We start from the raw sequence: 20958 nt of genomic DNA, 5'->3' as shown, positions 1-20958 counted from the left end.
CGCCACACGAGCGTACGAGAGCGGGACGCAGAAACAGCTTGAAGAACCGCACGCATATAGAACCCGGAGAGACGCCGTACGAAAGTACAAGAACCGGTCGCAGAACCAGTTTAGAGAACCGCGGCACCAAAGCGCCAGAGCCCGACGAACAAGTGGTCGACCACGCCATGACCGGACCGGCCGGGTCAGTTGGGGGCGGGTCAGTTGAGGACCGGTCAGTTGAGGACCGGTCGGTCGGCGAGAGATCTGTCGGTGCGGGACATGTCGGTGACAGGCCCGTCGGTGACGGACCTGCGACACGGTGGCGCAAGGTTGTGGTGGGCCCACTGCCGGTGGGCCCACCACAACTCTCATGCACGGTCGGATCGGTCAGTCCGCTGACAGTTCGCCGTCGAGGATGTCGAACAGCTCGTCGGCCGTAACGGCCTCGAGGTCGGCTTCGTCCTCCTGATCTGGCCGGCCCGCACCGACCTCCACCAGCTTCGCCGCCAGCGCCCTCAACCGATCCGCCGCAGGCGCCAGTCCGGCGTCCCCGGACGAGACCGCCGCCGCGACAGCGGCTTCCAGTCGGCCGATCTCACGCATGAGGTCGGCCGTAGCGTCCTCGTCCGTGATGGAGAGGTGCTCCTTGAAGTAACCCGCCACCGCCGCGGGCGTCGGATAGTCGAACACGAGCGTCGTCGGCGGCCGCAGGCCCGTCGCGGCGCCCAGCCGGTTGCGTATCTGCACCGCACCCAGCGAGTCCACGCCCAACTCCTGGAACCCGCGCTCCGGTTCGATCGCATCAGGACTGGCGTATCCCAGCACCGCGGCGACCTGCCCGCGCACCAGGTCCAGCAGGAAGCGGTCCCGGTCGGCGGGAGCAAGCTCCGCGAGGCGCCGCGTGAGCACCGTCCGGTCGTTCTCGGCGCTTCCCGCGGCGGCGGTCCGCCGAGCGGTGGCCCCGACCAGCTTGCGGACGATGGCCGGCACCTGGTCCTGGGGCCTCGACCGCAGCGCGGCGAGATCCAGGTGCACGGGCAGCACGACAGGCTCGTCCTGCGCGGCCGCCGTGTCGAAGAGCGCGAGCCCCTCCGCCGTGGCGAGCGGCCGGACACCGGAGCGCCCGATCCGGTCCAGGTCCGTGCCGTCCAACGAGCCGACCATGCCGGTGCGTTCGCTCCACAGGCCCCACGCCAGTGACAGTGCCGGCAGGTTCTGCCCTCGCCGGTGCTGGGCCAGTGCGTCCAGGAAGACGTTGGCCGCCGCGTAGTTGGCCTGTCCTGCTCCGTCCAGTGTGCCCGCCGCGGATGAGAAGAGGACGAAGGCGTCCAGTTCCCGTTCCGCCGTGAGCTGGTGCAGGTACCAGGCCGCATCGGTCTTGGGTCGCATGACCGCGTCCAGACGGTCGGGGCTCATCGTCTCGACCACGCCGTCGTCGAGCACACCGGCGGCGTGCACGACCGCGGTGAGCGGCGCGTCTTCAGCCACACCCGCGAGTAGGTCCCGCAGTGCCGACCGGTCGGACACGTCGCACGCGACGACATCGACCCTGGCACCCAACTCCCCCAGTTCCGCGACCAGTTCGGCGGCACCCGGTGTGTCGAGGCCCCGTCGGCTGGTCAGCAGCAGGCGCCGAGCGCCGTGCTCGGTGACCAGGTGCCGGGCGAAGACGGCACCGAGGCCTCCGGTACCACCGGTGACGAGTACGGTGCCGGTCACCGCCTTGCCGAACTCCTGGCCGCCGGTCTCGTCGGACGCCTCGGCCGTCGGGGCGTGGGCGGGGACGAGACGAGGGCTGAGCAACTCTGCTGCCCGGAGGGCAAGTTGCGACTCACCGGAGGCGAGTGCGGCGAGGACCCGGTCCATCGGCTCGGACGTGGCGTCGGCGGAACCCATAGGGTCGGTGGCCGGGTCGAGGTCGAGGAGCGCGAACCGGTCGGGATGCTCCGACTGCGCGGCACGCACCAGACCCCACAGCGCCGAGGACGCCAGACCGGGCACCGCGTCCCCGGCCTGGACGCCGAGAGCGCCCCGGGTCACCCACACCAGGCGGGACGCGGCCCACCGGTCGTCGGACAACCACTGCTGTACGAGCGCGAGGGCCTGGGCAGTGACACTCCGCACGGTGGTCGGCATGGCTGCCTTCGCCGTCGCGTCTGCATCTGCGTCTCCGTCTGCATCTGCATCCGCATCCGCGTCCGCGCCCAGTGAGAGGGCGGTCGCCCATGCGTCCACGTCCACGAACACCCACTCCGGCACCCGGCCGGTGGCGTCCGTGTCGATCGCCGCCAGGTCCGACAGCACCGGGGTGTCCGTACCGAACACCGCATGCAGGTCGGAGCCTGTGCCGAGTACCGCACAACTCGGCAGCTCCGACAGCGGGGAGAACGCCGTGGGGGTCCAGTCGACCCTGAACAACGACTCCGTCCGTGTACTGGTGCCTCCGGCGGCGTTGAGCTGTTCCGGGCTGATGTCGCGGGTGACGAGTGAGTCGACCCGGGCCACCGGCAGTCCTGCCGCGTCGGCCAGCTCCACGCCGAAACCGTCCTCGCCCACCGGCCACAGCCGGACCCGCAACGACGACGCACCCGACGCGTACAACGACACACCCGACCAGGCAAACGGCAGACGCACGCCGCCGACGGAACCGGCTTCGGAGTCGATCGCGGTGTCGGGGTCAGAGGTGAAGGAGCCGAAGCCTGCCGCCTGGAGCGCCGCGTCCAGCAACGCCGGGTGCAGCCCGAAACCGTCCACCACCGTGCCCTCCGGGAGAGCAACCTCGGCGAACACCTCCTCACCGTTGCGCCAGACCCCGTTCAACCCCTGGAAGACCGGACCGTACTCATAACCCTCCACCGCCAAGTCCTCATACACGCCCACCAGATCGATCCGCTCGGCACCCGGCGGGGGCCATGCCGCCGACAGGACGGACCCACCGCTCTGCTGCAGTTGTTGCTGGGATCCGGTGTCAGGGATGAGGGAGCCGGTGGCGTGGCACACCCACTCCCCCTCCACCCCATCACCCGAGCCCGAGTAGACGCCCACCGTGCGGCGTCCGCCGTCCTCGACAGCACCCACCACCACCTGCACCTGCACCGAACCGCGCGCCGGCACCACCAGCGGAGCCGCCAGCATCAACTCCTCAACCCGGCCACAACCCACCTCGTCACCGGCCCGCACCACCAACTCGACGAACCCTGCACCCGGCAACAACACCACACCCGACACCGCATGATCAGCCAGCCACGGATGCGTCGACACACCCACCCGGCCCGTGAACAACACCCCACCACCGCCGGCCACACCTACACCGGCACCCAGCAGCGCATGCTCCACCGCCACCTGACCCAGGCCCGCCACATCCCCCGCCACCGCCGTCGCATCCAGCCACAACCGCTCCCGCTGGAAGGCGTAGGTGGGCAGTTCCACCCGAGGATGGGGACCACCCAGGAGGATCTTCCAGTCCGGGTCGGCAGCACCGCGGACGAACAGACCCGCCAGTGAACGCAGGAACTGATCCCAGCCACCCTCACCACGACGCAACGTCCCCACCGCGACAACAGCACCGTTCCCGGTGTCGCCGCCGGGCTCCATGCCCGTCGCCTCCATCGTCTCTTCGATGCCCATCACCAGCACCGGGTGCGCACTCACCTCGACAAACGCACCAAAACCTTCTTGAGCAAGGCGGCGGGTAGCATCGGCGAACCGCACCGGCCGGCGCAGGTTCTCCACCCAATAGCCGGCACCCAAACCGCCGCCCTCGTCCCCGACCCACTCACCGGTCATCGTCGACAACATCGGCACCCCACCAGACAACGGGCTGAGCGGTGCCAGATCCGCCAGAATCCGGCCGCGGACCTCCTCCACCTGCTCCGAATGCGACGCATAGTCCACCGGCACCCACTTCACCCACACACCCCGCGCCGACCACACCTCCACACAGGCTTCGAGACCTTCACGAGTGCCCGAAAGGACAACAGAGCGCGGGCCGTTCACTGCGGCGATACCGACACCTTCGACGTCCTGCAGCCAGGAAGCGACGTCATCGGCCGGGGCCTGGACCGCGAGCATCCCGCCACCACCCGCCAACACCTCGCCGATCGCCCTCGACCGCAACGCCACCACCCGCGCACCGTCCGACAACGACAGCCAGCCACCCACCACCGCAGCCGCGATCTCACCCTGCGAATGACCCACCACCGCATCCGGCTCGACACCGACCGAACGCCACACCGCAGCCAGGGAGACCATCACCGCCCACAACACCGGCTGCACCACATCGACACGCTCCAGCGACGCGGCACCCTCCACACCCCGCACCACATCCAGCAGAGACCAGTCAACGAACGACTCCAACGCCGCCGCACACTCCCCCAACCGCGACCCGAACACCGGCGACGACTCAAGAAGAGCCTCCGCCATCCCCACCCACTGCGACCCCTGCCCCGGAAACACGAACACCCGACGACCCGACACATCCGCCACACCGGACACCAACCCAGGCACGGCCCCACCGTCAGCCGACTGACCGGCCGCCAGCCCACGCACCCCAGCCAACAACCCATCCAGATCCTGACCCACCACAACCGCCCGATGCCCGAACACCGAACGACCACTCACCAACGACCAACCCACACCAGCAACCGAAACCTCACCAGCACCCGACACAGCCTCGACCAGCCGCCCCGCCTGACCCGCCAAAGCCACACCCGACTTACCCGACACCACCCACGGCACCGGCACAGTCGACACCACACCCGGCTCAGCACCAGTCTCAACACGGGACTCCAGGACGGCCTCCTCGGCCGGCGCCTGCTCCACGATCACATGCGCATTCGTCCCACTGATCCCAAACGACGACACACCCGCCCGCCGCGGGTGACCGGCCTCCGGCCACTCCCGCGCCTCGCTCAACAACTCCACCGCACCTTCGGACCAGTCCACATGCGGCGAAGGCTCACCGACGTGCAGCGTCTTGGGCAGCACACCCGCCCGCATCGCCATCACCATCTTGATCACACCCGCCACACCCGCAGCCGCCTGCGTATGACCCACGTTCGACTTGATCGAACCGAGCCACAACGGCCGATCGCCGTCCCGCTCCTGGCCATACGTCGACAGCAGCGCCTGCGCCTCGATCGGGTCACCCAACGTCGTACCCGTACCGTGCGCCTCGACGGCGTCGACCTCCGAGGCCGAGAGTCCGGCGCTCGCCAGTGCCTGACGGATCACCCGCTGCTGCGAGGGACCGTTCGGCGCCGTCAGACCATTGCTCGCACCGTCCTGGTTGACGGCGGAGCCCCGCACCACGGCCAACACGCGGTGACCGTTGCGCCGCGCGTCCGACAACCGCTCCAAGAGCAGCACCCCCGCACCCTCGCCCCAGCCCGTGCCATCCGCGTCGGCGGAGAACGCCTTGCAGCGGCCGTTTGCCGCGAGGCCGCGCTGGAGGCTGAAGTCGATGAACGTCTCGGGAGTGGACATGACGGTCACACCACCCGCGAGTGCCATCGTGCACTCACCCTGACGCAGGGCCTGGATCGCCCAGTGGAGAGCGACGAGCGAGGAGGAGCAGGCCGTGTCGACCGTGACGGCCGGGCCCTCGAAACCGAACGTGTAAGAGACACGGCCCGAGGCAATGCTGCCCGCGCTGCCGTTGCCGAGGTAGCCCTCGACCTCCTCCGACGGCTGAGTCACGCGGGACCCGTAGTCGTGGTACATGATCCCGGCGAAGACGCCGGTCTGGGTGCCGCGCAGGGTGGTCGGGTCGATGCCCGCCCGCTCGATCGCCTCCCACGACGTCTCCAGCAGCAACCGCTGCTGCGGGTCCATCGCCAAAGCCTCACGCGGCGAGATCCCGAAGAATCCGGGATCGAACTCCGCCGCGTCGTGCAGGAAGCCACCCTCACGTGTGTACGTCCTGCCGGAGACACCAGGCAGCGGGTCGTAGATGTCGTCGACGTTCCAGCCGCGGTCCTCAGGGAAGAGGCTGACCGCGTCCGTACCGTTGGACACGAGCCGCCACAGGTCCTCGGGCGTGGTGACGTCGCCGGGGTAACGGCAGCCCATGCCGACGATGGCGATGGGCTCGTCGTCGGTCGCGGTGGTCGCCATCGGCGTCGCGGCCGCGTCGACCTCTCCGAGTGTCTTTTCCCGGATGAGATCCGCGAGGGCTTGGGGGGTGGGGTAGTCGAAGATCAACGTGGCCGGCAACCGCAGCCCCGTCTCCCCGTTCAACCGATTCCGCAACTCCACCGCCGACAACGAGTCGAAGCCGATATCACTGAACGCCCGCCCCGGCTCGATCGCACCCGCACCCTCATGCCCCAGCACCGCCGCCACATGCGACCGCACCAACTCCAACAACACCCGCTCACGCTCATCAACACCCAACACCGCCAGCCGCCCCGCCAACGGCACCACACCACCACCCGCCACAGCAGCACCCACCGCACGCCGCACCGGCCCACCCACCACCGAACGGAACACCGCAGGCACACCATCCACCCGCGACCGCAACACCCCCACATCCAAACGCACCGGCACCACCACCGGCACATCCACACCCAACGCCGCATCGAACAACGCCAGACCCTGCCCCACCGACAGACCCAGCACCCCCGACCGACTCATCCGCGCAACATCACCCTCCCCCAGCACCGCACCCATACCAGCGCCCTCCCACAACCCCCACACCAAAGAGGAAGCGGGCAGACCGACGGCCCTCCGATGCACGGCGAGAGCATCGAGGAACACGTTCGCCGCGGCGTAATTGCCCTGTCCCGCACCGTCCACGACACCGGCGACGGACGAGAACATCACGAAGGCGGAAAGGTCCAACTCCCGTGTCAGCTCATGCAGATACCAGGCAGCATCCGCCTTCGGACCCAGCACACCATCCAACCGCTCCGCCGTCAGCGACCCCAGCACACCGTCATCCACCACACCGGCCGCATGCACCACCGCCGACAACTCCGCACCCAGACCGTCCACCACAGCAGCCAACCCAGCACGATCACTCACATCACACGCCACCACATCCACCCGAGCACCCAAACCAGCCAACTCGGCAACCAGCTCAACCGCACCCGGCGCGTCCTCACCCCGCCGGGACAACAGCACCAGACGCTCCACGCCATGCGACACCACCAAATGCCGCGCCACCACCGCACCCAGACCACCCGTACCACCCGTCACCAACACCACACCACCGCCCCACGACGGCACCCCACCACCCGCACTCACCCGCGCCAGACGAGGAACGAAGATCTCGCCCTCGCGCAGGGCGATCTCGGCCTCCTGCAGCTCGGGCAGATGACGCAAGGCTTCTGCCGACAGGACGGATCCGTCGGTGTCGACCAGCAGGAAGCGGCCGGGAGCCTCGGCCTGCGCGGAACGGAGCAGGCCCCGTACGGGCGCCAGGTCGAGGGCCGTGAGCACCTCGGTATCGGACACGGACACGGCGCCGCGGGTCAGCACGACGAGCCGTGCGCCATCGAACCTGGGGTCCTCGTTCCAGGCCTGCACGGTCGCCAGAGCCTCGTGGAGGGTGCCCCGCACCGCCTCCGGCACGCTGCTCCCGTCGAGCCTGCTGCGGCACGGGAGGACGACCATGTCCGGGACTCCGGCCCCAGCGTCCACGGCAGCGCCGAGATCGGCGAACGTGGCGTAGGTCGGCGTTCCCGCAAAGCCCGCGAGGTCCGCCGTCTCCGGAGTCGGCTCACCGAGCAGGGCCCATCCGACGTTCTCCGCGGTGGTGTGGGGCGCCGGTTTCACGGACGTCCACTCCAGCTGGAAGAGGGACTGGTGGCGAGAGGACGCGGCACTGTTCAGCTGGTCCGCCGAGACCGGCCGGGTGCTGATCGACTGGACGGTGGCGACGGGCCGGCCGACGCCGTCGGCCATGTCGAGTGCGTACTCGTCCTTCCCTGTACGGGAGATGCGTACCCGAAGAGCCGTCGCACCGGAGGCGTACAACGACACGCCTGTCCACGCGAACGGCAGTTGTGTCCCACTGTCCGTGCCATCCGGATCGTGGTCGTCCAGATAGTCGGTCGCGTGCAGTGCGGCGTCCAGAAGCGCCGGGTGCAGCCCGAACCGCTGCGCGTCGGCCTCGCTTTCCGGCAGGGCGACCTCCGCGAACACCTCGTCGGCACGGCGCCACACGGAGCGCAGCCCCTGGAACACCGGCCCGTAGCCGTATCCCTGGCCAGCCAGCACGTCGTACACATTGCTCACGTCTACAACCTGTGCACCGGCAGGCGGCCAGACCTCAAGTCCGACGCCGTCCGTAGCGCCACCAGCAGTGACGAAGCCGGTGGCGTGTCGGGTCCAGGGCGTCTCGTCGGTGTCCTCGAGCCGCGAGTACACCTCCACCAGACGCTCCCCCGCCCCGTTCGCCGCCTCCACCACAACCTGCACCTGAACACCACCACGCTCAGGCACCACCAGCGGCGCCTCCAGCGTCAACTCCTCCAGCCGTCCGCAACCCACCTCATCACCAGCACGCACCGCCAACTCGACGAACGCCGTGCCCGGCAACACCACCACACCGGCGACAGTGTGATCGGCCAGCCACGGATGCGACCTCAAAGACAACCGCCCCGTCAGCACCGACCCGTCGCCGCCCGCCAGCCCGACCACCGCACCCACCAGGGGATGATCAGCAGCCCACTGGCCAAGCCCCACCGCATCAGTCACCTTCTGGCCGCCCTCAAGCCAGAACCGACGCCGCTGGAACGCATACGTGGGCAACTCCACCCGGCGTCCACCCGACGTCAACGGCTCCCAACCCACCTCAACGCCACGGACATTGAGCCGCGCCAGACCCGTCAGGAACTCCCGCACCTCGTCCCGGTCCCGACGCATCACCGGCACGCACACCACATCCGAGTCCTCCGGCAGCGACTCACGAGCCATCGCACTGAGCACACCGTCCGGGCCCAACTCGACGAACGACGACACACCCGCAGCAACCAGCGCCTCGACGCCGGAGCCGAAGCGCACCGCCTCGCGGACATGCCGAACCCAGTACTCCGGCGCGCAGAGTTCCTGCGCCGACGCGATGCCACCGGTCACGTTCGACACCACCCCGAGAACCGGAGCGTTGAACGTCAACCCCTCCACCACCGCAGCAAAACCATCAAGCATCGGCTCCATCAACGGCGAATGGAAAGCATGACTGACATCCAGTCGCTTGGTCTTCACCCCACGCGCCCGCAACACCTCCACCACCGGCAGCACCGCGGCCTCACTGCCCGAAACGACCACCGCACGCGGCCCGTTCACCGCAGCAACACCCGCGTCCTGCACCCCCTCCAGCAGTTCACGCACCTCTGCCTCGGCGGCCTGGACCGCCACCATCACCCCACCCGCAGGCAACCCATCCATCAACCGCCCACGAGCCGCCACCAACACCGCCGCATCCTCCAGGGACAACACCCCAGCCACATGCGCAGCCGCGATCTCCCCCACCGAATGCCCCGCCACAAAATCCGGCCGCACACCGAACGACTCCACCAACCGGAACAACGCCACCTCAACCGCAAACAACGCCGCCTGCGCATACACCGTCCGCGTCAACAAAGCTGCCGCAGCGCTCTCCGGCTCCGCGAACAACACCTCCCGCAACGGACGTCCCAGACCCTCCAGCCCGACATCCAGCAGGTCACACGTCCGCCCCAACGACTCCGCAAACACCGGAAACGCAGAAGCCAACTCCCGCCCCATCCCCACCCGCTGAGCACCCTGACCCGTAAACAGAAACGCCAGCCGACCCTCCACCACACGACCCGACACCACCCCAGGCACCTCAGCGCCGGCCGCCAACACCTCCAGCGACCGCAACAACTCCTCACGCGAGGAACCCAGCACCACACCCCGATGCTCCAACCCCGCCCGCGACACACCCAACGAGAAGGCCACATCGGCGATCGACGCATCCGCGCCCCGCTGCTGCGCCAACAACACACCCGCCTGCGCCCGCAACGCCTCCACAGACTTGCCCGACACCACCCACGGCACCGGGAGCCCAGCCACGCCCGACCCAACACGAGGCTCCGCAACAGCCTCCGCCGCAGACTCCTCCACCGGCGCCTGCTCCACGATCACATGCGCATTCGTACCGCTCACACCGAACGACGACACACCCGCCCGCCGCGGACGACCCACCTCCGGCCACTCCCGCGCCTCCGTCAACAACTCCACCGCACCCGCAGACCAGTCCACATGACTCGACGGCTCCGCAACATGCAGGGTCCGGGGCAGGATGCCGGCCCGCATCGCCATGACCATCTTGATCACGCCCGCGACACCGGAGGCGGCCTGCGTGTGGCCCACGTTCGACTTGACCGAGCCCAGCCAGAGCGGACGGTCCTCCTCGCGCTCCTGGCCGTACGTCGACAACAGTGCGTGGGCCTCGATCGGGTCGCCAAGGGTCGTGCCCGTACCGTGGGCCTCGACGGCGTCGACCTCCGAGGCCGAGAGTCCGGCACTGGCCAGCGCCTGACGGATCACCCGCTGCTGCGAGGGACCGTTCGGAGCCGTCAGACCATTGCTCGCACCGTCCTGGTTCAGCGCCGAACCACGGATGACGGCCAGCACCTGGTGACCGTTGCGCCGCGCGTCCGACAGCCGCTCAAGGACGAGGACACCCACACCCTCGCCCCAGGCCGTGCCGTCCGCGTCGGCGGAGAACGCCTTGCAGCGCCCGTTTGCCGCGAGGCCGCGCTGGAGGCTGAAGTCGATGAACGTCTCGGGGGTGGACATGACGGTCACACCACTGGCGAGCGCGAGTGAGCACTCCCCCTGGCGCAAGGCATGGGCGGCCCAGTGGAGGGCGACCAGCGAGGAGGAGCAGGCGGTGTCGATCGTGACGGCCGGGCCCTCCAGACCCATGGTGTACGCGACTCGGCCGGAGACCACGCTGCCGAGGGTGCCGTTGGCGATGTAGCCCTCGACGTCCTCGGAGAGGCGGGCGCTTCCTGTGCCGTAGTCGGTCTGCATGACACCCGCGAAGACGCCGGTCTGGGTGCCGCGCAGGGTGGTCGGGTCGATGCCCGCCCGCTCGATCGCCTCCCACGACGTCTCCAGCAGCAACCGCTGCTGCGGGTCCATCGCCAAAGCCTCACGCGGCGAGATCCCGAAGAACCCCGGGTCGAACTCCGCCGCGTCGTGCAGGAAGCCACCCTCACGTGTGTACGTCCTGCCGGAGACACCAGGCAGCGGGTCGTAGATGTCGTCGATGTCCCACGCCCGGTTGTCGGGGAAGGGCGTGATGGCATCGGTGCCCTCGGACACGAGCCGCCACAGGTCGTCGGGGCTGCGGACGTCGCCGGGGTAGCGGCAGCCCATGCCGACGATCACCACGGGGTCGTCGTCGGTCCCGGCAACGGCGGGCGCCTCGGCCAGCGGCGGCGCGACGTCCGTGGTGGCTTCCTCGCCGAGCAGGGAGACGATCACGTATTCGGCGAGGGCTTGGGGGGTGGGGTAGTCGAAGATCAACGTGGCCGGCAACCGCAGCCCCGTCTCCCCGTTCAACCGATTCCGCAGCTCCACCGCCGACAACGAGTCGAAGCCGATATCACTGAACGCCCGCCCCGGCTCGATCGCACCCGCACCCTCATGTCCCAGCACCGCCGCCACATGCGACCGCACCAACTCCAACAACACCCGCTCACGCTCATCAACACCCAACACCGCCAGCCGCCCCGCCAACGGCACCACACCACCACCCGCCACAGCAGCACCCACCGCACGCCGCACCGGCCCACCCACCACCGAACGGAACACCGCAGGCACACCATCCACCCGCGACCGCAACACCCCCACATCCAAACGCACCGGCACCACCACCGGCACATCCACACCCAACGCCGCATCGAACAACGCCAGACCCTGCCCCACCGACAGACCCAGCACCCCCGACCGACTCATCCGCGCAACATCACCCTCCCCCAGCACCGCACCCATACCAGCGCCCTCCCACAACCCCCACACCAAAGAGGAAGCGGGCAGACCGACGGCCCTCCGATGCACGGCGAGAGCATCGAGGAACACGTTCGCCGCGGCGTAATTGCCCTGTCCCGCACCGTCCACGACACCGGCGACGGACGAGAACATCACGAAGGCGGAAAGGTCCAACTCCCGTGTCAGCTCATGCAGATACCAGGCAGCATCCGCCTTCGGACCCAGCACACCGTCCAACCGCTCCGCCGTCAGCGACCCCAGCACACCGTCATCCACCACACCGGCCGCATGCACCACCGCCGACAACTCCGCACCCAGACCGTCCACCACAGCAGCCAACCCAGCACGATCACTCACATCACACGCCACCACATCCACCCGAGCACCCAAACCAGCCAACTCGGCAACCAGCTCAACCGCACCCGGCGCACCCTCACCCCGCCGCGACAACAACACCAGACGCTCCACACCATGCGACACCACCAAATGCCGCGCCACCACCGCACCCAGACCACCCGTACCACCCGTCACCAACACCACACCACCGACACCCTCCTGCGCACGCCACAGCGGGGCGGGCATGGTGAGGGCGACCTTGCCGATGTGGCGGGCCTGTGCCATGTGGCGGAAGGCGTCGGGAGCCTGCGTGACGTCCCACGTGCGTACGGGCAGGGGCTTCAGCGCTCCGCTGTCGAAGAGGGCGAGCAACTCCCGCAGAATCGCCTGGAGTCGGTCGAGGTCCGCCTCGAAGAGGTCGAAGGCGCGGTAGCGCACGCCGGGGTACTGCTCGGCCACCTGCTCGGGGTCGCGGACATCGGTCTTGCCCATCTCGGCGAAGCGTCCGCCGTGCGGCATGAGGCGGAGGGACGCGTCGATGAACTCGCCGGTGAGGGAGTCCAGGACCACGTCGACGCCACGGCCGCCGGTGCTGTCGAGGAACTTCCGCTCGAACCCGGTGTCCCGGGAGGACGCGATGTTGTCGTCGTCCAGTCCGGCGGAACGCAGTGCGTCCCACTTGGCCGGGCTGGCCGTGCCGTACACCTCTGCCCCGAGGTGGCGGGCGAGTTGCACGGCCGCCATGCCTACGCCGCCGGCCGCGGCGTGGACGAGGACCGACTCTCCGGAGCGCACGTCCGCGAGGTCCACCAGGCCGTAGTACGCGGTGGAGAAGACGAGCGGGACGGTGGCGGCCTGCGCGTAGGACCAGCCGCGCGGCATCGGGACGAGCGTGCGGTGGTCGGTGACGGCGTGCGGGCCGAAGGCCGTGTCGAAGAGGCCCATGACGCGGTCGCCGGGCGCGAATCCGGTGACTCCGGGGCCGACCTCCTCCACGATGCCGGCCGCTTCGCCGCCGATGTCCGCCTTGGTCGGGTACATGCCGAGGGCGACGAGGACGTCACGGAAGTTGACACCCGCGGCTCGGACGGAGATACGTACCTGTCCCTCGGCCAGCGGCCGCCGGTCGGCGTCGCTGGGGATGAGGGCGAGGTTGTCCAGGGTTCCCTGGGTCAGCACGTCCAGGCGCCAGCTCGCGGCGTCCGAGGGCGGTACGAGCCCGGTGTCCGTGGCAGCCCGGACCAGGCGGGGGGCGTACAGGTTGCCCTTGCGCAGGGCGAGTTCGGGCTCGTCCACGGAGGTCACGAGGGCCAGGGCTGTGCGCGACGGCTCGGTGTCGTCGATGTCGACGAGGCGGATGCGGTCGGGGTTCTCGGCCTGTGCGGAGCGGAGCAGGCCCCAGACGGGAGCCAGGGCCAGGTCGGGACCGCCCGAGTCCGGGTCGACGGACACGGCCCCGCGTGTGACGACGACGAGCCGGGTGGCGGTGAGGCGTTCGTCGGCGAGCCAGGTCTGGACGAGCCGCAGCGCGGCGTCGGCCGCGGCACGGACGGCCGTGGGCACGTCGGTGTCCAGGTCGGCCGGCGACGGCAGGTTGGCGGCGACGAAGTCGGGGGCGGCGGCCCCTGCGTCGAGGGCGGCACCGAGTTCGTCCAGGTCGTCGTGAGCGGCGCAGCGTATGCCGACGCCGACGAGTGCGGCCGCCAGACCGGGCTCGTCGGGGCCGATGAGGGTCCAGACGCCGTCGGACGGGGTCGGCTCGGCCGTGACCGGGGTCCAGTCCACCCGGAACATCGAGTCGGGACCGCTCTGGGCGCCACGCAGTTGTTCCGCGGTGACCGGGCGCAGGACGAGGGACCGCACGGTCGCGACGGGCTGCCCTGCGGTGTCGGCGAGGTCCAGCGCGTAGCCGTCGTGCCCGGCCGCCGTGATCCGCACCCGCAGCGCGGACGCACCGGTGGCGTGGAGCGTCACTCCGGTCCACGCGAACGGCAGGCGTGTCTCCGCGGCGGCGTCGGGACCTTGCGGGTCCAGGTAGTCGGTCGCGTGCAGTGCGGCGTCCAGCAGCGCCGGGTGCAGCCCGAACCGCTGCGCGTCCGCCTGCGCGCCCTCGGGGATGGTGACCTCCGCGAACACCTCGTCCGCGCGGCGCCACACGGAGCGCAGCCCCTGGAACGCCGGCCCGTAGCCGTATCCCTGACCAGCCATGGTTTCGTACACGTCGCTCACGTCGACGGCCACGGCGCCGGCGGGCGGCCATGACTCCAGGCTCACGCCGTCGGTGCCGACCCCGCCCGCGACGAAGCCGGTGGCGTGCCGGGTCCAGGCCTCCTCCACGCCCTCGTCCTCGGCACGGGAGTACACGCTCACCGGGCGAACACCTGACTCCTCAAGTGCCCCGACCACGATCTGTACCTGTATGGCTCCGCGCTCGGGCACCACCAGCGGCGCCTCCAGCGTCAACTCCTCCAGCCGTCCGCAGCCGACCTGGTCACCGGCGCGTACCGCCAGCTCGACGAAGGCCGTGCCCGGCAGCAGCACCACACCGGCGACGGCGTGGTCGGCCAGCCACGGGTGCGACTTCAGGGACAGCCGCCCGGTCAGCACCGACCCGTCGCCGCCGGCCAGCCCGACCACCGCACCCACCAGGGGATGGTCGGCGGCCGACTGCCCGAGACCCGCCGCATCAGTCACCTTCTGGCCGGCCTCAAGCCAGAACCAGCGTCGCTGGAAGGCGTACGTGGGCAGCTCCACCTGGCGTCCACCCGCCGTCAACGGCTCCCAACTCACACCGATCCCGCGGACGGTGAGCCGGGCGAGTCCGGTCAGGAACTCTCGTACCTCGTCGCGGTCCCGCCGCATCACCGGTACGCACGCCACATCCGAGTCCTCGGGCAGCGACTCACGAGCCATTCCGCTGAGCACACCATCGGGGCCCAACTCGACGAACGACGACACACCCGCGGCAACCAAGGCCTCCACACCGGAACCGAAGCGCACCGCCTCGCGGACATGCCGCACCCAGTACTCCGGCGTGCAGAGTTCCTGCGCCGAAGCCACCGCGCCCGTCACGTTCGAGACCACGGCGATCCGCGGCGCCTCGTAGTCCAGGACCTCGGCGACCCGACGGAACTCCGTGAGCATGGGCTCCATCAGGGGCGAGTGGAAGGCGTGGCTGACCTGGAGCTGCTTGGTCTTCACCCCACGCGCCCGCAACACCTCCACCACCGGCAGCACCGCGGCCTCACTGCCCGAAACGACCACCGCACGCGGCCCGTTCACCGCAGCAACACCCGCGTCCTGCACCCCCTCCAGCAGTTCACGCACCTCTGCCTCGGCGGCCTGCACCGCCACCATCACCCCACCCGCAGGCAACCCATCCATCAACCTGCCACGAGCCGCCACCAACACCGCCGCATCCTCCAGGGACAACACCCCAGCCACATGCGCAGCCGCGATCTCCCCCACCGAATGCCCCGCCACGAAGTCCGGCCGCACACCGAACGACTCCACCAACCGGAACAACGCCACCTCAACCGCAAACAACGCCGCCTGCGCATACACCGTCCGCGTCAACAAACCTGCGGCAGCACTGTCCGGCTCCGCGAACAACACCTCCCGCAACGGACGTCCCAGACCCTCCAGGCCGACGTCCAACAGGTCACACGTCCGCCCCAACGACTCCGCAAACACCGGAAACGCAGAAGCCAACTCCCGGCCCATCCCCACCCGCTGAGCACCCTGACCCGTAAACAGAAACGCCAGCCGACCCTCCACCACACGACCCGACACCACCCCAGGCGCCTCAGCGCCGGCCGCCAACACCTCCAGCGACCGCAGCAGTTCCTCGCGCGAGGAACCCAGCACCACACCCCGATGGTCCAGCCCGGCCCTCGACGCACTCAGCGAGAAGGCCACATCGGCGATCGACGCATCCGCGTCCCGCTGCTGCGCCGACAGCCGCTCCGCCTGGGCTCGCAGCGCCTCCTCCGACCTGGCCGACACCACCCACGGCACCGGGAGCCCCGCGGGGGCCGTCGCCGGTTCCGGGACGGGGGTGGGGGCGGGCGGCTCTTCGATGATGACGTGGGCGTTGGTTCCGCTGATGCCGAAGGCGGAGATGCCGGCCCGGCGCGGGCGGTCGGGGCTGTCCCAGTCGCGGGTCTCGGTGAGGAGTTCGACCCCACCCGTGGACCAGTCGACGTGCGGCGTGGGGGCGTCGATGTGGAGGCTGCGGGGCAGCTTTCCGTACCGCATGCCCATGAGCATCTTGATGAGGCTGGCGGCTCCGCCGGCGGCCTGGGTGTGGCCGAGGTTGGACTTGATGGAGCCGAGCCAGAGGGGGCGGTCCTCCTCGCGGTCCTGGCCGTAGGTGGCGAGGATGGCCTGTGCCTCGATGGGGTCGCCGAGCTTCGTGCCTGTGCCGTGGGCCTCCATGGCGTCGACGTCCGCGGGGGTGAGGCCGGCGTTGGCGAGGGCCTGGAGGATGAGGCGCTGCTGGGACGGGCCGTTGGGGGCGGTGAGGCCGTTGCTCGCGCCGTCCTGGTTGATGGAGGAGCCCTTGACGATGCCGAGGACGGGGTGGCCGTTGCGGCGGGCGTCGGAGAGGCGCTCGACGACGAAGATGCCGACGCCCTCGGAGAAGCCGGTGCCGTCCGCGGCGGCGGCGAAGGGCTTGCAGCGGCCGTCGGCGGCGAGGCCGCGCTGACGGCTGAAGGCGGCGAACATGCCGGGGTTGCCCATGACGGTCACACCGCCGGCCAGCGCGAGGGAGCACTCGCCCTGGCGCAGGGAGTGGGCGGCCAGGTGCAGGGCGACGAGCGAGCCGGAGCAGGCCGTGTCGATGGTGACCGCGGGGCCTTCCAGGCCGAGGCTGTAGGCGACGCGGCCGGAGGCGACGCTGGGGGCGTTGCCGGTCATGAGGTAGCCGTCCAGGCCTTCGGGGGCCTCGTGGACGCGGGTGCCGTACTCGTGGACCTCGGCGCCGATGAAGACGCCTGCCTTGCTGCCCTGGAGGGAGCCGGGGTCGATGCCGGCGCGTTCGAAGGCCTCCCACGCGGTCTCCAGGACGAGGCGCTGCTGCGGGTCCATGGCGAGGGCCTCGCGCGGCGAGATCCCGAAGAAGTCCGCATCGAAACCGCCGGCTTCCGCGAGGAAGCCGCCCTCGCGGACGTAGCTCTTGCCCGGCTTGCCCGGGTCGGGGTCGTAGATGCCCTCGACGTCCCAGCCGCGGTTGGCGGGGAACTCCGTGAGCACCTCGCCCTCGTCCATGACGAGCTGCCAGAGGTCCTCGGCGGAGTTGATGTCGCCGGGGAAGCGGCAGCCGATGCCGACGATGGCGATCGGCTCGTCGTCCGCGGCCGTGCCGGCGGCGACGGGCATGTGGGTCTCCTGGCCGAGGCCGAAGGCGATGCGCCGGATCTGCTCGGCGACGAGAGCCGGGGTGGGGAAGTCGAAGGCGATCGTCACCGGGAGTTCCAGGCCGCTCTCGTCGGCCAGCCGGGCGTGCAGGTCCACGGCGGCGAGGGAGTCGAAACCGAGTTCCAGGAAGGGCCGTTGCACGTCGATCGTGTCGGGGGTGAGCGGTGCGACGGCCCGGAGGGCGGCCACGGTGTGCCGGTGCACGAGGTCGAGGACGGCCTGCTGCTGTTCGGCGGGCGACAGGTCCTCCAGCTGCCGCGCCAGCGCCGATCGCGGGTCCGCGGACTCATCCGAAACAGGGGCGGTTTCAGGAACGATGTACTCGGACTCGCTCATTCGCTTACTCCTCGCTAGGGCGGGCGACGACACAGGTGAAGAAGGGGCGCAGGGAAAAGTGCGGGAACGCCCGCATCGGGCGTTCCCGGGGTGGTGCGGGTGGTGCCGCGAGGCAGTGCGGCTACGCGGGGGTGGCGGGTGTGCGGTGGTGCTCCAGGCGGGACGCGGAGACGACCCGGCCGTCCTGGACGACCACTTCGACCGGTGCGGGTCTGCCGAGGAACATCAGGAGGCTCGCGGTGACTCCGTAGGCGCCGGCGTTCGGAACGGTGACGAGGTCGCCGGGTTCGAGCCGTGGGAGGGGGATCTCCCGGCCGAGGAGGTCGCCGGGGGTGCACAGGGGTCCTGCGAGGCTGGCGACATCGTCGAGTTCGACGGCGTCGGCGGCGCCGGTGCTCTCGGGCTCCACGGCCACCGGCAGCAGCCGGCCGAGGCCGGACATCCCGCCGAAGGTGTTGATCCCGGCGTCGAGGACGACGAACTTCCGGCCGCGGCTGACCTTGGTGTTGACGACCCGGCTCAGCAGCGCTCCGCTGCCGCTGACCTGGTAGCGGCCGGTCTCGACGGCGATCTGCGGAGCTCCTTCCCGCCAGCGCGGGAGGTGGGCGTCGAGAGCGGCCGTGAGTGCCGCGCGCAGCTGCCGGTAGACGGGGCGGTCGCCGGGGGCCCCGTAGGGGTGGGCGAACCCTCCCCCTATGTCGAGGAGTTCCAGCGGGATGCCGTGGTCCGCGGCCAGGCGAGCCGCGGTCTCGATGGTGTGCTGGAACTCCCCGATCAGGCTGTCCTCGTCGCGGGCGTTGCTGAGGGGGAAGAAGTGCATGCCGACGACTCGGGTGCCGGGTACGGCCAGGAGGTCCGGGGCGGCGTCGGCGAGGGTTTCGCTGTCGATGCCGAACTGGGAGGGGGTGCCGGTCATCCGGATGCTGGTGGTGGCGCTGGCGGTGGCGCTGTTGATGCGCAGCAGGCACCGGGCGACGGTGTCGTGGCGCAGGGCGGCGGCACCGATGTGCTGGAGGTCGGTGAAGGACTCGACGGAGAAGGTGCGTACGCCCTTGCCTATCGCCTCGTCGAGTTCGGTGTCCGTCTTGCCGGGGCCGGTGTAGAGACAGTCGGCGGCGCGGTAGCCCGCGGTGAGGGCGGCGGCGAGTTCGCCGACGGAGCTGATCTCGGCGCGGCACTCCGGGCCGTTGTCGTCGCGCAGGGCGCCGGCGACCTGGGGGTGCGGGTTCGCCTTGAGGGCGTAGTAGACCTCGACCTCGTCGGGCAGGGCGGTACGCAGGTCGCGGCGGGCCTCGGTGACGCGGTCCAGGTCGTAGACGTAGAGCGGGGTGCCGTACTGTTCGGCGAGTTCCTCGTGGCGGGTCACCGGTCGCCCCCGTCGATGAGTCGTGCCAGTTGTTTGCGTTCGGACTTGCCGTTCAGGGTGAGCGGGAAGTCGTTGACGATGCGGCAGATCGCGGGGACCTTCGCGGCTTCGAGGCGTTCGGCGAGCCTGCGCAGCACGTCGTGCGGTGCGAGGTCGGACGCGACGACGAGGACCAGGTCGCGGGTGTCGGTGGGCGGCAGGGCGACAGCGGCGGTCACGCCGGGGATGTCGAGGGCCGCCGCTTCGATCTCGACGGTGCTCATGCGGGTGCCCTTGCGCTTGAACATGTCGTCGCGCCGGCCGGCGAAGTAGAGGAAGCCGTCCTCGTCGAGGTGTCCGTAGTCTCCGGTGTGCAGCCGCATGACGCCGGTGCGTTCGTCTCGTCGGTAGGCGCGGGCGGTGAGTTCGGGGGCGCGCCAGTAGCCGGCCATGACGTGGGGTCCGGTGACGGTGATCTCGCCGGGTTCGCCGGGCGGCAGGGGCAGGCCGTCCTCGTCGAGGATCTCCACGGTGGTGCCCGGCAGGGGCAGGCCGACGGAGTCGGGCCGTTCGTGTTCCAGGTCCGGCGGCATGATCGAGATGCGCTTGCACTCGGTCTGGCCGTACATGCGGACTACCTGGACGCCGGGGAACGCCTCGCGAAGTTTGTCGATGGTGGCCTGGGGCAGGGCGGCGGCGCTGTTGGTGAACATGCGCACGGTGGGAGCGCCTTCGGGGTCGCGTCGCGCCAGGGTGGTCAGCATGCTCGCGAGGGACGGCACGATCGGCATCATCGTGGCGCCGGTCTCACGCATCGACTTGAGCAGGGCGATGTCCGGTTCGCTCCCGGCGAGGACGAGCTTGGCGCCGGTGAGGGTGGAGATGAGGACCTTGTAGAGGCCGAAGTCCCAGGAGACGGACATACGGCAGAACACCACGTCGTCGCGGTGGTAGCCGAGGACGGCGTTGATGGAGGACGCCGCGAAGGCGATCTGCTGGTGGGGGCAGGCGACGGCCTTGGGGGCAGCTGTGCTGCCGGAGGTGTAGATGAGGACGGCCAGGTCCTCGGGCGAGACCTCGACGGGCTCGGTGCCGGCCTTCTCGGCGCGCAGCCGCTCCACGTCGGGCCACAGGGTGTCGAGCGCGAACACGGGCAGGTCGGTGAGGTCGTGCAGCCGGGCGGCGGCGGTCTCGTCCTCGGCGATGACGAGCCGGGGGTCGGCGTCGGCGATGACGGATCTGAGGTGGAAGGGCTTCATGCCCGGGTTGAGCGGCACGAAGACGACGCCGCGTCGGCAGGCCCCGAAGAACACGGCGACCGTCTGCCGGACGTTCGGCAGCTGGACGACGATGCGCTCACCGCGGGCGATGCCCTTTTCGTCGAGCCATGCGCTGAACGCCTGGCTGTGGGCCAGCAGTTCCTCGTAGGTCCACGAACCGAACGCGTCCTCCACGGCCTGGGAATTCGGCCACGCTTTTCCGGAGTCTTCCAGAAATTGATGTACGAGCCCGCCGTGACGGAGATCGAGTTCGGCATTGTCGGACATCACATGGGTCATGCTGCTCAATGC

General features: G+C 69.9%; 3 protein-coding genes. All 3 read right to left on the bottom strand.

The window, feature by feature from the left end; all coding sequences use genetic code 11:
* Positions 1 to 369: 369 nt before the first annotated feature.
* The 3 genes from OG718_RS44825 to OG718_RS44815 all read right to left on the bottom strand — a co-directional run bounded on the left by OG718_RS44825 (position 370) and on the right by OG718_RS44815 (position 20946).
* The gene (locus tag OG718_RS44825) at positions 370 to 18042 is read right to left on the bottom strand and encodes an SDR family NAD(P)-dependent oxidoreductase (protein ID WP_328846854.1); all 17673 of its coding nucleotides are present in this window, start codon (positions 18040 to 18042) and stop codon (positions 370 to 372) included.
* A gap of 121 nt (positions 18043 to 18163) precedes the next feature.
* Positions 18164 to 19408, bottom strand: coding sequence for a type III PLP-dependent enzyme (locus OG718_RS44820; RefSeq protein ID WP_328846853.1), 1245 nt, complete (start codon positions 19406 to 19408; stop codon positions 18164 to 18166).
* A complete protein-coding gene (locus OG718_RS44815; RefSeq protein ID WP_328847940.1) occupies positions 19405 to 20946 on the bottom strand; it encodes an AMP-binding protein in 1542 nt (513 codons plus the stop codon). Before OG718_RS44815 ends, OG718_RS44820 begins: the two co-directional genes overlap by 4 nt.
* Positions 20947 to 20958 lie beyond the last annotated feature (12 nt).

This window comes from Streptomyces sp. NBC_00258, from assembly GCF_036182465.1.
GTDB lineage: Bacteria > Actinomycetota > Actinomycetes > Streptomycetales > Streptomycetaceae > Streptomyces.
Note: the sequence above shows the minus strand (reverse complement) of the source record. Positions and strands in the feature narration are given on the sequence as shown.